The sequence below is a fragment of the Pantoea sp. X-Soil-ISGK-421 genome, assembly GCF_059730785.1.
In genome coordinates, this window is the sequence record NZ_AP035979.1 from 3924763 (window position 1) to 3941771 (window position 17009).

Below are 17009 nucleotides of genomic sequence, written 5' to 3' on the forward strand. Positions count from 1 at the left end.
GCTGTTAGAATTCAGATGTGCGCGGCGAGATGTTAGAATCTCGTTGTAAAAATGTGATAAAAAAATAGGACGTATTGGTATGCAAAAGTCTTACGATTACGATGCCATTGTGATTGGCTCCGGTCCGGGCGGCGAAGGTGCGGCGATGGGGCTGGTGAAGCAGGGAGCGCGTATTGCAGTGATCGAACGCTACCATAACATCGGCGGCGGTTGTACTCACTGGGGAACCATCCCTTCCAAAGCCCTGCGCCACGCTGTCAGCCGTATTATCGAGTTCAATCAAAACCCACTTTACAGCGATCACACTCGACTCCTGCGCTCCTCATTCGCCGATATTCTGAACCACACCGAGAACGTTATCAGTCAGCAAACCGCGATGCGTCAGGGCTTCTACGAGCGCAACCGCTGTGAACTTTATCAGGGCGATGCCCGATTTGTTGATGCCAACACCATCGAAGTGGAACAACCCGACGGCACTCGCGAGCGCTTAACCGCCGAGAAATTCGTTATCGCCTGTGGTTCCCGTCCGTATCATCCAGCGGATGTCGATTTTACCCACCCACGCGTTTACGATTCCGACTCCATCCTCAACCTGCACCATGAACCTGGCCACGTGATCATTTATGGCGCTGGCGTGATTGGCTGTGAATATGCGTCGATTTTCCGCGGTCTGAACGTCAAAGTTGACCTGATCAATACCCGCGATCGTCTGCTGGCATTCCTCGATCAGGAGATGTCAGATTCGCTCTCCTATCACTTCTGGAACAGCGGCGTGGTGATTCGTCACAACGAAGAGTTTGAGAAGATTGAAGGCGTTGAAGACGGAGTGATTATTCACCTGAAATCGGGCAAAAAAGTGAAAGCCGATTGCCTGCTGTACGCGAATGGTCGTACCGGTAACACCGATTCACTGGCGCTGGAAAACGTGGGGCTGGAAGCGGACGGACGTGGCCTGCTGAAAGTAAACAGCATGTATCAAACCGCACAGCCGCACATCTATGCCGTCGGCGACGTGATTGGTTATCCAAGCCTGGCTTCTGCCGCTTACGATCAGGGCCGCATTGCCGCGCAGGCGATCATCAAAGGTGAAGCCACCGCGCATCTGATCGAGGATATTCCTACCGGGATTTATACCATTCCAGAGATCAGTTCTGTGGGCAAAACGGAACAGCAGCTCACTGCGATGAAAGTGCCGTATGAAGTGGGTCGTGCGCAGTTTAAACATCTGGCGCGTGCGCAGATTGTAGGCATGCACGTGGGCAGCCTGAAGATTCTGTTCCACCGTGAAACCAAAGAGATTTTGGGGATTCACTGCTTTGGTGAGCGTGCCGCGGAAATCATTCACATCGGCCAGGCCATCATGGAACAGAAGAACGGCGGCAACACGATTGAGTACTTCGTGAATACCACCTTCAACTACCCCACTATGGCCGAAGCCTATCGCGTGGCAGCGTTAAACGGCTTAAACCGCCTGTTTTAACGTCGTGTTCAGGTAACCCTGCATGTGGGTTTTGATTGCTTCTGCCAGTTGCTCATAGCGGCTGCGCAGAGGCGATCCTGGACGATACACCAATGCGATGGTGCGCTGCGGAACAGGCTTGTAGCACGGCAGATAGCAGACGCCATCACGCACGCGTTCGTTTGGCACGGACAGCGCAGGTAGCAAGGTGATACCGCTTCCGGCGGCCACCATGTTGCGCAGCGTTTCCAGGCTGGTGGCGCGGAAATGCGTATCTTCATCGGCACCGGCTTCGAAGCAGAAACCCATCGCCTGATCGCGCAAGCAGTGGCCATCTTCCAGCATCAGCAATTTCTCACCGGCCAGATCCGACATCGGCACGCGATCGCGATCGCGCCACGGATGATCGGCATACACCGCCAGCGTCATGGGCTCATCAAACAGCGGCACCTCAATAAAGGCTTCGCTCTCTTTCACCAATGCCACAATCGCACAATCCAGCTTGCCGCTGTCGAGCTGAGCCAGCAGTTGCTGCGTCTGCGCTTCGTGTAGGTACATTTCGAGTTTGGGGAAGGTCTTATGCAGCATCGGGATGATATGCGGCAGCAGATACGGCCCAGTGGTCGGAATCAAACCAATATGCAGCGGTCCAGACATCGCTTCGCCCTGCTGGCTCGCCATCTCCTTCAGCACTTTCACTTCGCGCAGCACGGTGCGCGCCTGATCCACCAGCAACAATCCAGCCTGAGTAAACAACACTTTACGGCTGGTACGTTCCAGCAGCATCACACCAAGTTCATCTTCTAGCTTGCGAATCTGTCCACTTAAGGTGGGCTGGCTGACATGACAGGCGTCAGCTGCACGCCGGAAATGGCGATGCTCCGCCAGTGAAACCAGGTATTCGAGATCACGAATATTCATTGAAATCCTCCAAACCACGATAGCCCGTGGCGATAGATAGAATAGCAATGAACGATTAGCCCTATCAAGGCGCCAGCGGGAATAATACGCCTCATCTGATTAAGACCATTGAATTTTGAGGAGAAGATATGTTCGCAAGCCAGGAAGGCAAAGCCGTACCGCAGGTCACCTTTCACACGCGTCAGAGCGATCGCTGGGTTGATATCACGACTGATGAACTGTTCAAAGACAAAACCGTTATTGTGTTCTCGCTGCCGGGTGCGTTTACGCCGACCTGCTCATCGAGCCACCTGCCGCGCTACAACGAGTTGTTTAGCACCTTTGCACAGCACGGTGTCGACAGCATTCTGTGCGTGTCAGTGAACGATACTTTTGTCATGAATGCGTGGAAAGCCGATCAGCGCGCTGAACATATCACCTTTATCCCGGACGGCAATGGCGACTTCACCCGCGGCATGAATATGCTGGTGGAAAAAGCGGACGTTGGATTTGGTCCGCGCTCATGGCGTTATTCCATGCTGGTGCGCAACGGCATTATCGAGAAGATGTTTGTCGAACCCAGCAAGCCGGGCGATCCGTTTGAAGTGTCAGATGCCGATACGCTGCTGCGTTATCTGGCCCCCGAATTTAAAGTGCAGGAGTCTGTGTCGCTCTTTACCAAGCCGGGTTGCCCATTCTGTACGAAAGCGAAACAGCTGCTGATTGATCGCAGCATTGCGTTTGAAGAAATTGTCCTGGGGCAAGATGCCACAACCGTGAGTCTGCGCGCCGTATCAGGCCGCGCCACGGTGCCTCAGGTATTTATCGGTGGTCGTCATATTGGCGGGAGCGACGATCTGGAGCAGTACCTGCAATCTGCTTAAAACCAATCACTGTGCTGGCCGGGAGTGGCCTGCCCTTGATGATGTGCCTATAACAATATGTAATTCCGAAGCTAGAGGTTAGCGGGCTACCGAAGAGGTGCCCGCTTTTTTTTTGCTCTGAACTTGCCCGGTCGCCATGAATGGCGACCCTACAACGTAGGGTGCGCATTTATGCGCACCGATTTACGCACTTAGGCGCTTCTGGGCTTCGCCGATAGCAAAGGCGACCTGCTGCGGCGAGACGCCGCCCTGTGCATTACGCTTATCCAGGCAGGATTGCAGCGACAGAATCGGATAGACATCATCTTCAATCACCGCGCTAAACTGCTTTAACTGCGCCAGCGTGAGTGCTTCCAGCGCCACGCCTTGCTTGATCGCTTCCACCACGGTTTCACCCACAATGTGGTGTGCTTCGCGGAACGGTACGCCTTTCGCCACCAGATAATCGGCCAGCTCAGTCGAGTTGGCATAGCCCTGCTCAGCGGCTTCCTGGCAACGTGGACGTTTTACCTGAATGCCATCCAGCACCAACACCGACATGTGCAGGCAGTCGAGCCAGGTATCGAGTGCATCGAACAGCCCTTCTTTGTCTTCCTGCATATCTTTGTTGTACGCCAGCGGTAAACCTTTCAGCGTCATCATCATGCCAGTCAGCGCACCTTGCACACGACCGCATTTGCCACGAATCAGCTCCAGCGCATCCGGATTTTTCTTCTGTGGCATCAGCGAGGAACCGGAAGTGACTTTATCAGACAGCTCAAGGAAGCCTGCTTCACCGGTGTTGAAGAAAATCAGGTCTTCAGCAAAGCGCGACAGATGCACCATGCCAATCGAGGCGTCTGACAGCAGCTCCAGCACGTGATCGCGATCGGAAACGGTATCGAGGCTATTACGCGTCGCAGAGGCAAAACCTAACCAGCCCGCCAGCTGCTGACGATCGATTTCATACGCCGTGCCAGCCAGCGCACCGCAACCCAGCGGGCTGACATCCATACGCTTCAGTGCATCTTGCAAACGGCTTTCATCACGCGCCAGCATCTCAACGTACGCCAGGCACCAATGCGCGAAGGTCACCGGCTGCGCACGTTGAAGGTGCGTGTAGCCGGGCATCACTGCATCCTGATTGGCTGCGGCGGTGGTAACCAGCGCCGATTGCAGTTCGCGCGTGGCGTCCAGCAGCACGGCAACTTGCTCTTTGCACCACAGTTTCAGATCGGTCGCGACCTGATCGTTACGGCTACGGCCGGTGTGCAATTTCTTACCCAACGCACCCACTTTATCGATCAGCTTGCCTTCGACCCAGCTGTGAATATCTTCCGCATCGCTTTGCAGAATCTGCTCAGGATTGGCGCGCACCTCGGCCAGCAGTTCATTCAACGCGCTTTCCAGCTGTTGCTGCTCGTCATGGGTCAGCACGTTGACCGTGACCAGCGCTTTTGACCAGGCAATCGAGCCGGTAATGTCTTGCTCGGCCAGGCGATAGTCAAAACGCAGCGAGTCGTTGAACTGTTTAAACCGTTGGTCTGCTGCCTGCGAAAAACGTCCGCCCCAAAGTGCCATCTGAATTACTCCTGAATCCGTTATAGAAAAGGCGGCCCGAAGCCGCCCTTGCAAAATATGTCGATTGCCGCGGTATTACTTCTTCTGCTCGTTCAGCGCGCGAATGCGTGAAGAGAGCGAGAACAGACGGATAAAGCCGCCCGCATGACGGTGATCGTAAACTTCGTCTTCGCCAAAGGTGGCGAACTCTTCTGAGTACAGGCTGTTAGGGGACGTTTTCTGCGTCGCGGTGGCTTGGCCTTTGTACAGCTGCAGTACCACTTCGCCGTTCACCTCTTCTGCCAGCGATTCGGCAGCAGCCTGGATCGATTTACGCAGCGGCGCGAACCAGCGGCCATCGTAAACCACGTAAGACATTTCATGGCCCAGCTGCTCACGCCATTTGAAGCTATCGCGATCCAGCACCAGCTGTTCAACCGCACGCAGCGCATTCACCATGATGGTGCCACCCGGGGTTTCGTAGCAGCCGCGAGACTTGATTCCCACCAGACGGTTTTCTACGATGTCGATACGACCCACGCCGTGTTTCGCACCCAGCACGTTGAGTTTTTCCAGGCACTGGAACGGGCTCAGCTTCTCGCCATTTACGGCAACCACGCGGCCTTTCTCGACGGTTACCGTCACGTTTTCTGGCTGATCGGGCGCTTCCAGCGGATCAACGGTCCACACCCAGCAATCTTTGTTTGGTGCATTGGCTGGGCTTTCCAGCACGCCGCCTTCGGTAGAGATGTGCCATGCGTTCTCATCACGGCTGTAGATTTTTTCCAGCGACGCGGTGGTCGGGATATTGCGCTCTTTCAGGTAATCCAGCAGCGCTTCACGCGAACGCAGGTTCCATTCACGCCATGGCGCAACCACTTTCAGCTGGGGTGCCAGCGCGGTGTAGGTGGTTTCGAAACGCACCTGATCGTTACCTTTACCGGTTGCGCCGTGGCACAGCGCATCTGCGCCCACTTTCAGTGCCAGCTCAACCTGGGCTTTAGCGATGATTGGACGCGCCATTGAGGTACCCAGCAGGTAAGTGCCTTCGTACAGGGCGCCGGTCTGCAGTACCGGATAAACGTATTCGCTGATGAACTCTTCACGCAGGTCAACTACGTGGCACTCAGAAGCACCTGACTGCAGCGCTTTCTTCTCAACGCCTTCCAGATCGCCACGTTCCTGGCCGATATCCGCCACAAACGCCACCACTTCACAGCCGCCGTAGTTCTCTTTCAACCATGGAATGATGGCGGAAGTATCGAGGCCGCCTGAGTAGGCCAGAACGATTTTTTTGATGTTTTGCGTGCTCATGTCTTAATCCTTGATTATGCGAGAATCCGGGTGCCAATCGACACGCCGTTGAAAAGGGTTGGCAGTTGTTCAGCATGACGCCAGCTGGCGATATCCACCGGGCGACCGAGCGTACGTGCCGCATCAAGCGCCGCATTCACTTTCACGATCATGCCATCGGTAATAATGCCCTGGGCGATCAGCTGTTCCGCTTTCGCGGCGGTCATCTCTTCGATGCGCTGACCTTTGCCGTCGAGAATACCGCTGACGTCAGACAACAGCACTAAATCGGCACCGAGGGTCGCGGCCAGCGCGGTCGCAGCCTGGTCGGCATTGACGTTCATCAACGCGCCGCCGTCGGTGATGCCAATTGAGCTGATGACCGGCATGTAGCCCGCGGCCAGCAACGTATTCACCAACGCCGGATTACCTGGCGTGGCGTTGCCAACGTGTCCCAGCTCTTCATCGAACTGCGCAACATTGACCAAACCGGCATCGCCCAGGCACAAACCCACTGCGCCGATGCCATATTTCTTCGCCCACGCCAGCAGCGTTTTGTTGGCGGTACCGGCTAACGCACCGGTAATAATGTCAATCTGATCGGCTGGCGTCACGCGCAAACCGTTCTTCTTTTTCACCGGCAGCGCGAGCTTCTTCATCAGCTCGTCCACCACGCAACCGCCGCCGTGCACAATGATCAGCGGACGCTGATGTTCATTGCGATACGCCAGCAGGGCATCAAACAGACGGGCCAGCGCTTCTTCGCTATCCAGCAGCACGCCACCCAGTTTAATGATTAATGGATTCATTGCGTTATCCGTTGGTTAAATCAGAGACAGCGTTTCGGGGAAGCCGAAACGAATGTTCAAACACTGAACCGCCTGCGATGAGGCACCTTTCAGCAAGTTATCTTCGGCAGCGACCACAATCAGGTGTTCACCTTGCATGGCGAAGCCGATGTCGCAGAACGGCAAACCGACCACCGCTTTCAGCGCCGGAACACCTTTGTCATACACGCGCACCAGCGGCTTGTCGTGGTAAGCGTGATGGAAGGCATCGGCGACATCCTGCTGCGTCACGCCCGCTTTCAGGCGGCAGGTGGTGGTCGACAAAATACCGCGCGGGAAGCTGCCCAGATGTGGCGTGAAGATCACTGGCGTGCCGAGATGCGCCACGATTTCCGGATGATGACGGTGATTAAACAGGCCGTAAGGCTGCAAGCTCACTTCACAGAAGCTGGTCGCCACATTGGCTTTACGCCCTGCGCCGCTTACGCCGCTAGTGGCATTGATCACCGGCCACTGTGCATCGTTAAGCAGGCCCGCTGCGATCAGCGGTTTCAGCGACAGCTGTGCTGCGGTTGGGTAGCAACCCGGCACCGCAACCAGTTCCGCATCTTTAATTTTGTCGTGCTGCCATTCAGCCAGGCCGTAAACCGCCTTGTCCAGCCAATCCTGATGCTGATGGCTGAAACCGTAATATTGCGTATAAAAAGCATCGTCGTTGACGCGGAACGCGCCGGAGAGATCAAACACCACGCAACCTGCTTTAAGGAATTCGGGTGCCAGATCGTGGCTGACTTCGTGGGCCGTGGCGAGAAATACCACATCCACTTTATCGGCCCATTCAGCGGCATCGCTCAACGGCTGCAACGGTAAATCAACAATGCCTTTGAGCTGCGGATGCAAATCCGACAATAACTTTCCGGCATCCGGGCTTTGCGCTGAAACCGCCAAAGCGGTTATGTTCATATGCGGATGGCGATTCAGGTAGGTGGCAAGCTCTACGCCAGCGTAACCACTGGCACCAACGATCAGCGTATTCAACATCAGGCTGTATACCTTATTACAGTCACACGTATCGGGTCGCGGCCTTGCCCCGTTGCCCAGAATGCCGTTTGCAGAAGATTTGATGCTTCACATGCAAGCGACGTTATTGTATTTTTATTCACTATTAATGCATGAATATTGATACATCCTAACCCAAGGACCGTCAACAGTGAAGACAAAATTACCACCTTTTATCGAACTCTACCGCCAGTTGATTGCCACGCCATCAATCAGCGCAACCGACAGCGCACTGGATCAGAGTAATGAAACTTTAATCAATTTGCTGGCCGGCTGGTTCCGCGATATTGGCTTCAGTGTAGAAGTGCAGCCGGTGCCTGGCACGCGGCATAAATTCAACATGCTGGCACGCAGTGGATTGGGCGCAGGCGGTCTGTTACTCGCCGGTCATACCGACACCGTGCCTTACGATGATGGCCGCTGGACGCGCGATCCCTTTACGCTGACAGAACATGACAACAAGCTATACGGCTTGGGCACCGCCGATATGAAAGGCTTCTTCGCCTTTATTCTGGATGCGCTGCGTGACGTTGACGTGACCAAACTTAGCAAGCCGCTCTACATCCTCGCCACTGCCGATGAAGAGACCACCATGGCGGGCGCGAAGTATTTCTCTGAATCAACCCAGTTGCGTCCAGATTGCGCCATCATCGGCGAGCCCACCTCGCTCAAGCCGGTGCGCGCTCATAAAGGTCATCTGTCGAATGTGATTCGTATTCAGGGACAATCAGGCCACTCCAGCGACCCATCGCGCGGCGTGAACGCCATTGAGCTGATGCATGAATCCATCACTCAGCTTATGCAGCTGCGTAACACCCTGAAAGAACGTTACAACCACGATGGTTTTGCCATTCCGTATCCAACCATGAACTTTGGCCATATTCACGGTGGCGACGCGGCCAACCGCATCTGCGCCTGCTGTGAGCTGCACATGGATATTCGTCCGCTGCCGGGCTTAACCCTGAGCGATTTAGATGGTCTGCTGAATGACGCGCTGGCGCCGGTCAGCGCGCGCTGGCCAGGACGTTTAACCGTGGGCGAGCTGCATCCGCCGATTCCAGGCTACGAATGCCCGGCCGATCATGAGCTGGTGCAAGTGGTGGAGAAGTTGCTGGGCGTGCCAACTGAAGTGGTGAACTATTGCACCGAAGCGCCTTTTATCCAGCAATTGTGCCCAACGCTGGTTTTAGGCCCGGGATCGATCAATCAAGCCCACCAGCCAGATGAGTTTATTGATACTGCATTTATCAAGCCGACTCATGCGCTTATCACCCAAGTCGTGCAGCATTTTTGTCATTGATGAGCAACAGATGGGGCATTTCACTGTTAAATCAGCAAATTGCCCCGTCATTGTTCGGGATTTGATAATAAGAATAACTTATCTCGCTTCGCTGCAAGCAAATTCTTTGAATTTCCGTCATTTAGCAGCACATTTACGCAGATTTAAGGCAATTGACGTGCAGGAAGATACGTGGCTAGATAAAAGACGATGTTATGCCCGTGGATAATTCCCGTGGGGATATTTAAAAAGATGATGAGGGTGTCAGGGTCCAATGAACGAACAATATTCCGCAATGCGAAGTAATGTCAGTATGCTCGGCAAACTGCTCGGGGATACGATTAAGGATGCACTAGGAGAGAACATCCTCGACCAGGTGGAGACCATCCGTAAACTCTCTAAGTCATCCCGTGCGGGAAATGACACCCATCGTCAGGAACTGCTGACCACGCTGCAAAATCTGTCGAATGACGAGCTGCTGCCAGTAGCACGTGCGTTTAGCCAGTTCCTTAATCTCACCAACGTGGCTGAACAGTATCAAACCATTTCCCGTAGCGGCGATGGCGCGAACCATCCTGAACTGTTGAAAAAGACCTTTGAGCGTCTGAAACAGCAAGGTGATATCAGCGAAGCGGCTATCCGCCAATCGATTGAAGAGCTGTCACTGGAACTGGTGCTGACTGCGCACCCCACCGAAATTACCCGCCGCACACTGATTCACATGCTGGGCGAAGTGAATAGCTGTTTGCAGCAGCTCGATCACAGCGATATCTCTGACTACGAGCGTACGCAAGTAATGCGCCGTCTGCGTCAGCTGGTGGCGCAAGCCTGGCATACTGACGAAATCCGCAAATATCGCCCAACGCCAATCGATGAAGCCAAATGGGGCTTTGCCGTGGTGGAAAACAGCCTGTGGCAAGGCGTGCCAGCTTTCCTGCGTGAGTTGAACGAACAAGTCGAAGAGAGCTTTGGCATCAAGCTGCCGGTCGATTTCGTGCCGATTAAGTTTACGTCCTGGATGGGCGGCGACCGTGACGGTAACCCGAACGTCACCGCGCCGATTACCCGCCATGCGATGCAGTTGAGTCGCTGGAAAGCCGCAGACCTGTTCCTGCGTGATATCGGCGTGCTGGTTTCTGAGCTGTCGATGTCCGAGTGTAGCGACGAAGTGCGCGAGCTATGCGGCGATCCCGAAGCGCTGGAGCCTTATCGTATGGTGCTCAAACGTATCCGCAGCCAGCTGATGACCACGCAAGCCTATCTGGGCCGTCGTCTTAAAGGTGAGCGCCTGCCGCGTCCAGCCGATCTGCTGGTTTCTAACGATCAGCTGTGGGATCCGCTGTTTGCGATCTATCAATCTCTGCAACAGTGCGGCATGGGCATCATCGCCAATGGCCAGCTGCTGGATACGCTGCGCCGCGTGAAATGTTTCGGCGTGCCATTAGTGCGTATTGATATCCGCCAGGAGAGCACCCGCCATACTCAGGCAATTGCGGAAGTGACGCGCTATCTCGGCCTTGGTGATTACGAAAGCTGGTCAGAAGCCGATAAACAAGCCTTCCTGATTCGCGAACTGAATTCTAAACGTCCGCTGTTGCCGCATCAGTGGGAACCCGGTGATGAGACGCGCGAAGTGCTCGATACCTGCAAAGTGGTGGCCGAAGCGCCGCAGGGTTCGATTGCCTCCTACGTGATCTCAATGGCAAAAACGCCGTCGGACGTGCTGGCGGTACATCTGCTGCTGAAAGAAGCCGGTATTCCTTACGCAATGCCGGTGGCGCCGCTGTTTGAAACCCTTGATGACCTGAACAACGCCAACGACGTGATGACCCAATTGCTGAGCATCGATTGGTATCGTGGCTTTATCAATGGCAAACAGATGGTGATGATTGGCTATTCTGACTCGGCGAAAGATGCCGGTGTGATGGCGGCCAGCTGGGCGCAATATCAGGCGCAGGACGCGCTAATCAAAACGTGTGAGAGCGCGGGCATCACGCTAACGCTGTTCCACGGACGCGGCGGCTCAATCGGTCGTGGCGGCGCGCCAGCCCATGCCGCGCTGTTATCACAACCGCCGGGCAGCCTGAAAGGTGGCCTGCGCGTCACCGAACAGGGCGAGATGATTCGCTTCAAATACGGTCTGCCAGAAGTCACCATCGCCAGCCTGTCGCTGTACACTGGCGCCATCCTGGAAGCCAACCTGCTGCCACCGCCGGAACCTAAACGCGAATGGCAGGAGATCATGAACGGTCTTTCGGCGCACTCTTGCGCGATGTATCGCGGTTATGTGCGTGAAAATCCGGACTTCGTGCCCTATTTCCGCTCGGCCACGCCAGAACAGGAGCTGGGCAAACTGCCGCTGGGCTCACGTCCGGCTAAGCGTCGCCCAACCGGCGGTGTGGAATCGTTGCGTGCCATTCCGTGGATTTTCGCCTGGACGCAGAACCGCCTCATGCTGCCAGCCTGGCTCGGTGCCGGTGCTGCGCTGCAAAAAGCGATGGATGAAGGTCATCAGGATGAACTGGAAACCATGTGCCGCGACTGGCCGTTCTTCTCAACGCGCCTGGGTATGCTGGAGATGGTATTCTCGAAAGCCGATTTGTGGCTGGCAGAGTACTACGATCAGCGTCTGGTGGATAAATCACTGTGGCCGCTTGGCAAACAGTTACGCGATCAACTGGATGCAGATATCAAAGCGGTGCTGACCATCGCCAACGATGCGCATCTGATGGCTGACCAACCGTGGATTGCCGAATCTATCGCGCTGCGAAACGTCTATACCGATCCGCTGAACGTGTTGCAGGCTGAACTGCTGCATCGTTCGCGTGCCCAGGAAGAGCGTGGTGATGAGCCGGATGCACGCGTTGAGCAAGCGCTGATGGTGACCATCGCAGGTGTTGCAGCAGGTATGCGTAATACCGGTTAATCTACTGACATAATGTGAAAAAGGAGCCCTCTGGCTCCTTTTTTGTAGGGTCGCTATTTATGGCGACCGGGTACATTACACATTAATTGCCGGACGCACGCCCAGCGTGTGGCAAATGGCGTAACTCAACTCGGCGCGGTTCAACGTATAGAAATGGAAATCCTTCACGCCTTCGCGCGACAGGATTTTCACCATGTCCATGGCGACGCTCGCGCCGACCATTTTGCGCGTTTCCGGATCGTTATCCAGACCTTCAAACATTGCGCTCATCCAGCCCGGCACACGCACGTTAGTCATGGTGGCGAAGCGTTGTAGCTGCTTGAAGTTAGAAACCGGCAAAATGCCCGGCACGATTTCCACATCAATACCCGTTGCAACACAGCGATCGCGAAAGCGCAGATAGCTTTCAACGTCGAAGAAGAACTGCGTGATCGCGCGGTTAGCACCGGCATCAATTTTACGCTTCAGGTTAATCAGATCAGCCTGCGCGCTTTTCGCTTCGGGATGCACTTCGGGATAGGCCGCGACAGAGATATCGAAATCGCCAACGTCTTTCAGCAGTTCAACCAGATCGGAACCGTACATTTCCGGTTTACCGCTGCCCGGCGGTAAATCCCCGCGCAGTGCCACGATATGACGAATGCCGCTATCCCAGTAATCACGTGCGATCCCCCGCAGCTCATCGCGTGTAGCATCTATGCAGGTCAGATGAGGTGCCGCTTCCAGACCGGTACGATCTTTAATGCCTTTAATGATGCTGTGCGTACGATCGCGCTCGCCCGAGTTGGCGCCGTAGGTCACGGAGACGAATTTAGGTTTCAGGCTGCTCAGTCGATCAATTGAGCTCCACAGAGTTTCTTCCATTTCGCTGGTACGTGGCGGGAAAAATTCGAAAGAGACATTAATTTGCCCATTTAGCTCAGCCAGGCTCTGGTTCAACGCTTCGCGTTGATTGGCGTGAAAGAAACTCATCCTGATTACCTCGTCATCACATATCGGTTATTTTGCGGACCGTGAACATCCATACGTTTAGACGTCCAGATGCACAAAATGAACGATTAGCGCGCTAGCGTCAACAGAAAATTAATGAACAGGCGTGACAAATCTTCATTCAAGATGAACGCTTTTCATGATGCGTGGGAAAGTCAAAGAAGCAGACGGACGATGCCGTCTGCAAAGTCAGGCAGGTTACAGCAGTTGTGCGAGGCGGTTGATATCCGATTGCAGCGCGCCTGCCGTGACGTCACGGCCCGCGCCCGGTCCACGAATCACCAGTGGATTATCGCGATACCAGCGGCTTTCGATGGCAAACACGTTATCGCACGGCAGCAACGCGGCCAATGGATGCTCTGGACGCACGGCCTCCACACCAACGCGTGCTTTGCCGTTGGCATCAAAACGTGCCACGTAACGCAGTACCAAACCCATCTCCTGCGCCGCTTCCAGACGCTGCAGCATCTGGTCATTCAGCTCGTCGGCGTTTTCGAAGAAGTGATCAATCGACTCCCCTTCGCAAATGGATGGCACCAACGATTCAACCCGCACCTGATCGGGCTCGATATCGTAGCCCGCCTCACGCGCCAGGATCACCAGTTTGCGCATCACATCCTGTCCGGATAAATCAACACGCGGATCCGGTTCGGTCAAGCCTTGTTGCCACGCCTGATCGACCAATTCGCTAAACGGCACCGTGCCGTCAAATTGCAGGAACAGCCAGGACAGCGTGCCAGAGAAAATCCCGCTAATTGATAAAATGCTATCGCCGCTTTCACGCAAATCGCGCACCGTATGATTGACCGGTAAACCGGCGCCCACGGTGGCGTTGTACAACCAATGACGACCGGTTTTGGCGAAAGCATCACGCACCTGACGCCAGCTCTGGCCGCTTGACGCACCGGCAACCTTGTTGGCGCTGATGACGTGGAAGCCGTGACTGGCGAAGTCGTGATACTGCTGCGCCAGCTGCTCGCTGGCGGTGACGTCCAGCACCACTAAATCATCGAACGGGTGCGCACGCATCCACAGGAACAGCGACTCTTCATCACGCTCGACCGCTTCATCATCAAAGAACGCCAACGCGCGGCTGGCTTCCAGACCGTCGTAGCTCAACAAACTGCGGTTGCTGTCTGCGACGCCCGCCAGCACATACTCAAATCCCGTGCGTGCTGACAGTGATTCCTGCTCGCGAGCAAACAACTCCAGCCAGCGTGAACCGATGTTACCTTTACCGAACAGCATCAGGCCAATACGTTTCTCGGCGCGAAACAGCGACTGATGCAGTCCCTGAATCAGATGCTGCGTCGGGCCAACGCGCAGTACCGCCACGATGCTGATGTGATCTTCAGACTGCCAGACAAACTCCACCGGCTGATCTTTGATCTGCTGCCAGAAGCGATGGCTGTGTAGCGGATTACGCGTCACGCCCGCACCCACCAGCGCCACTAGCGCTAAGCCGTCGCGCAATTGCAGATGGCCCGGCAGTGCGGCGTCCTGCAGCAGATTGAAGGCGCTATTCACCACTTCCGAGGTATAACACAGCTGCAGCAGACGACGATCGGGATGAACACCGATTGCCAGCGGACGCAGCTGCGCGCGCTTCAGCAGCAAATCGATCTCTTTCTGCTGCGTTTTGAAATCGTGATTAGCGGGAATCTCAATCTCTACCAGACACACATCATCATGGCTGGTGACGATACGCGCACCGGTGCCGGAGGCCAGCACGCGCTCGATGCGCGTCGAGCCCTGCTCCGGTTGATAGCTGCAACGCAGCTGTAAATCGATATCGCTATTGGATACCGGCTGCAAGGTGCGGGTGTGCAGCACCGGTGCCGCCAGACGCGCCAGTTCGCTGGCCTCATCCAGACGCAGCAGCGGCAGCAGGCACGCATCAGAGACTTTACGTGGATCGGCGCTGTAGACGCCCGCCACATCGCTCCAGATAGTCACGCGACCCACACCCGCCAGCGCACCAATCTGTGTAGCGGAGTAGTCAGAACCGTTACGACCCAGCAATACCGTTTCACCGGCTTCGCTACGGCTGATAAATCCGGTTACCACCAGGCGTTTATGCGGATGCTGCGCCAACAGCGCCTGCAGCAGCGGCCAGGATTTACCTTCATCAACCTGTGGCTGCGCGGCGCGTTCAGCGCGCAGGAAGTCACGCGCATCCAGCCAGGCTGCTTCAATTTCCCGCTGGCTCAACACGGCGGCCATCAAGCGCGCTGACCAGATTTCACCGTGTCCCACCACTTCGGCATACACCGCATCGGTGATGGTGCCATCAAGCAGCGCGGCCAGTCTTTCCAGATCGCGTATAAAGGAAGACGTCAGGGTTTCGGCATATTCAGCAGGCAACAGCGCAGCAATTAACTCGCTGTGAAAACGGCGTAAAGCCTGTTGCACCTGATGGGCAGATAAGCGATCGCTCTGGCTCAATTTCAGCCAGCTGATCAACTGGTTAGTCGTGCTGCCTGCGGCAGAGACCACCATTAAGTCGCCAGGCTGGCTGTAATCCGCCATGATGCTGGCCACGCGTTGATAGCAACGTGCGTCGGCCAGGCTACTGCCACCAAATTTATGCAACTGCTTGATCGGCGTTCCCGCGCCTACTGAACTCGTCATGGTTACTCCTCGGCTGCGATCCGGAATGCATTATCCAGATCGGCAATTAAATCTTCGTGATCTTCAATCCCAACAGAAATACGCAGCAGTGTTTCAGAAATTCCCGCTGCCGCGCGCGCTTCTGCAGACATGCCCGCATGCGTCATGGTCGCGGTATGTGAAATCAAACTCTCTACGCCGCCGAGCGATTCGGCCAGCGTGAACAGCTGCAGCGCTTTCAGGAAGCGGCGCAGGCGAGCCTCATCGGCATCGATTTCGAAACTCAACATGGCACCAAAGCCACGCTGCTGACGTACCGCAAACTCATGTCCGGCATTTTCCGGCAGAGAAGGATGATACAGTTTTTTCACCAGCGGTTGTTGCTTCAGGTAATCAACTATCGCCAGTGCGTTGCGTTGTGCAGCGGCGATACGCGGGGATAATGTGCGTAAACCACGCAGCAGCAGGTAGCTATCAAACGCTGCGCCGGTTACGCCAATATTATTCGCCCACCACGCCAGATCGGTGGCCATCGCCGGATCTTTCGAAATCACCGCGCCCGCCACCACATCAGAGTGGCCGTTCAGATATTTGGTGCAGGAGTGAACCACCAAATCGGCACCCAGCGCCAGCGGGTTTTGCAGTGCCGGGCTGAGGAATGTGTTGTCCACCACGCTGATCGCGCCGGCGTCGCGCGCCGCGGCGCAAATGCTGGCAATATCAACCACACGCAGCAGCGGATTGCTTGGGCTCTCAACCAGCACCAGCTTTGGCTTCTCGGCTAACGCCGCGGCCAGCGCCGCTTTATCACCCTGATCAACAAACTTCACGCGATACGCGCCACGTTTGCTCAGGCTATCGAACAGACGATAGCTGCCGCCGTAGCAATCGTGGGGAGCTACGAGCAAATCGCCTGGCTTCAGGAACACGGTTGTCACCAGATGAATCGCTGACATGCCGGTATTCGTTAATACCGCGCCTGCACCACCTTCTAACTCCGCTAGCGCGCGCTGAACCACATCACGCGTTGGATTACCACGTCGCGAATAGTCATGCGCACGCGGTTCATTGAAGTCGAGAAAGTTATAGGTGCTGGAGAGATGAATCGGTGGGACAACGCAGCCATATTGCTCGTCATCATTCAAACCGCTGCGTACTGCGATGGTTGCCTGTTTACGCGTCATGGTGCTTACTGTTCCTGAAGAATAAAGAAGAGCAACAGCATAACATTCAGCACATAGACGTCAATACATCTGGACATCTAAATGTCTTTGCGTATAGA

12 protein-coding genes are annotated in these 17009 nt (G+C 55.3%); 4 read left to right on the forward strand and 8 right to left on the reverse strand.

Annotated elements, in window-relative coordinates:
* The first annotated feature begins 79 nt into the window (after window positions 1-79).
* Window positions 80-1480 carry a Si-specific NAD(P)(+) transhydrogenase gene (gene sthA / locus AC6I8K_RS18195; RefSeq protein ID WP_497827175.1) on the forward strand — a complete coding sequence of 467 codons (1401 nt, stop codon included), beginning with the start codon at window positions 80-82 and terminating at the stop codon, window positions 1478-1480.
* Here the strand turns inward: sthA and oxyR are convergent.
* Complete coding sequence (oxyR, locus tag AC6I8K_RS18200; protein ID WP_064741474.1) at window positions 1463-2380, reverse strand: DNA-binding transcriptional regulator OxyR; 918 nt, start codon at window positions 2378-2380, stop codon at window positions 1463-1465. The genes sthA and oxyR overlap by 18 nt on opposite strands.
* 128 nt (window positions 2381-2508) lie before the next feature.
* On the opposite strand from oxyR, the gene AC6I8K_RS18205 reads away from it, so the two are divergent.
* On the forward strand, window positions 2509-3243 hold the full coding sequence (locus AC6I8K_RS18205; RefSeq protein WP_497827176.1) for a glutathione peroxidase: 735 nt from the start codon (window positions 2509-2511) through the stop codon (window positions 3241-3243).
* Between the two features lie 183 nt (window positions 3244-3426).
* Here AC6I8K_RS18205 and argH read toward each other — a convergent pair whose 3' ends face one another.
* From argH to argC, 4 genes are all read right to left on the reverse strand, one after another.
* Window positions 3427-4803, reverse strand: a complete 1377-nt coding sequence (gene argH / locus AC6I8K_RS18210) for an argininosuccinate lyase (RefSeq protein WP_497827177.1) — start codon at window positions 4801-4803, stop codon at window positions 3427-3429.
* Between the two features lie 75 nt (window positions 4804-4878).
* Window positions 4879-6096 (reverse strand): argininosuccinate synthase, encoded by a 1218-nt coding sequence (locus AC6I8K_RS18215; protein ID WP_497827178.1) that lies wholly within the window; start codon window positions 6094-6096, stop codon window positions 4879-4881.
* Window positions 6097-6110: 14 nt separating this feature from the next.
* Window positions 6111-6884, reverse strand: coding sequence for an acetylglutamate kinase (gene argB, locus AC6I8K_RS18220; protein WP_064741478.1), 774 nt, complete (start codon window positions 6882-6884; stop codon window positions 6111-6113).
* 15 nt (window positions 6885-6899) lie between these two features.
* Window positions 6900-7904: an N-acetyl-gamma-glutamyl-phosphate reductase gene (argC, locus tag AC6I8K_RS18225; protein WP_064741479.1), complete on the reverse strand. Its 1005-nt coding sequence runs from the start codon at window positions 7902-7904 to the stop codon at window positions 6900-6902.
* A gap of 169 nt (window positions 7905-8073) precedes the next feature.
* Between argC and argE the strand changes: the two genes are divergently transcribed.
* Together argE and ppc are read left to right on the forward strand one after the other, a co-directional pair.
* Window positions 8074-9222, forward strand: a complete 1149-nt coding sequence (gene argE / locus AC6I8K_RS18230; protein WP_007885409.1) for an acetylornithine deacetylase — start codon at window positions 8074-8076, stop codon at window positions 9220-9222.
* Window positions 9223-9475: 253 nt separating this feature from the next.
* Window positions 9476-12127 (forward strand): phosphoenolpyruvate carboxylase, encoded by a 2652-nt coding sequence (gene ppc, locus AC6I8K_RS18235; protein WP_483816435.1) that lies wholly within the window; start codon window positions 9476-9478, stop codon window positions 12125-12127.
* Between the two features lie 75 nt (window positions 12128-12202).
* Here the strand turns inward: ppc and metF are convergent, their stop codons facing one another.
* The 3 genes from metF to metB form a co-directional block, all read right to left on the reverse strand.
* Window positions 12203-13099 (reverse strand): methylenetetrahydrofolate reductase, encoded by an 897-nt coding sequence (metF, locus tag AC6I8K_RS18240; RefSeq protein ID WP_483816436.1) that lies wholly within the window; start codon window positions 13097-13099, stop codon window positions 12203-12205.
* Window positions 13100-13315: 216 nt separating this feature from the next.
* Complete coding sequence (locus AC6I8K_RS18245; protein ID WP_064741483.1) at window positions 13316-15748, reverse strand: bifunctional aspartate kinase/homoserine dehydrogenase II; 2433 nt, start codon at window positions 15746-15748, stop codon at window positions 13316-13318.
* Between the two features lie 2 nt (window positions 15749-15750).
* Window positions 15751-16911, reverse strand: a complete 1161-nt coding sequence (gene metB, locus AC6I8K_RS18250) for a cystathionine gamma-synthase (RefSeq protein WP_483816438.1) — start codon at window positions 16909-16911, stop codon at window positions 15751-15753.
* Window positions 16912-17009: the final 98 nt, after the last annotated feature.

What these genes read in the sequence shown, in the direction of transcription:
- argB (WP_064741478.1), bottom strand. Translation starts at nt 6,884, where the DNA reads ATGAATCCATTAATCATTAAACTGGGTGGCGTGCTGCTGGATAGCGAA.
- argC (WP_064741479.1), bottom strand. Translation starts at nt 7,904, where the DNA reads ATGTTGAATACGCTGATCGTTGGTGCCAGTGGTTACGCTGGCGTAGAG.
- ppc (WP_483816435.1), top strand. Translation starts at nt 9,476, where the DNA reads ATGAACGAACAATATTCCGCAATGCGAAGTAATGTCAGTATGCTCGGC.
- metF (WP_483816436.1), bottom strand. Translation starts at nt 13,099, where the DNA reads ATGAGTTTCTTTCACGCCAATCAACGCGAAGCGTTGAACCAGAGCCTG.
- oxyR (WP_064741474.1), bottom strand. Translation starts at nt 2,380, where the DNA reads ATGAATATTCGTGATCTCGAATACCTGGTTTCACTGGCGGAGCATCGC.
- AC6I8K_RS18245 (WP_064741483.1), bottom strand. Translation starts at nt 15,748, where the DNA reads ATGACGAGTTCAGTAGGCGCGGGAACGCCGATCAAGCAGTTGCATAAA.
- argH (WP_497827177.1), bottom strand. Translation starts at nt 4,803, where the DNA reads ATGGCACTTTGGGGCGGACGTTTTTCGCAGGCAGCAGACCAACGGTTT.
- AC6I8K_RS18205 (WP_497827176.1), top strand. Translation starts at nt 2,509, where the DNA reads ATGTTCGCAAGCCAGGAAGGCAAAGCCGTACCGCAGGTCACCTTTCAC.
- sthA (WP_497827175.1), top strand. Translation starts at nt 80, where the DNA reads ATGCAAAAGTCTTACGATTACGATGCCATTGTGATTGGCTCCGGTCCG.
- metB (WP_483816438.1), bottom strand. Translation starts at nt 16,911, where the DNA reads ATGACGCGTAAACAGGCAACCATCGCAGTACGCAGCGGTTTGAATGAT.
- AC6I8K_RS18215 (WP_497827178.1), bottom strand. Translation starts at nt 6,096, where the DNA reads ATGAGCACGCAAAACATCAAAAAAATCGTTCTGGCCTACTCAGGCGGC.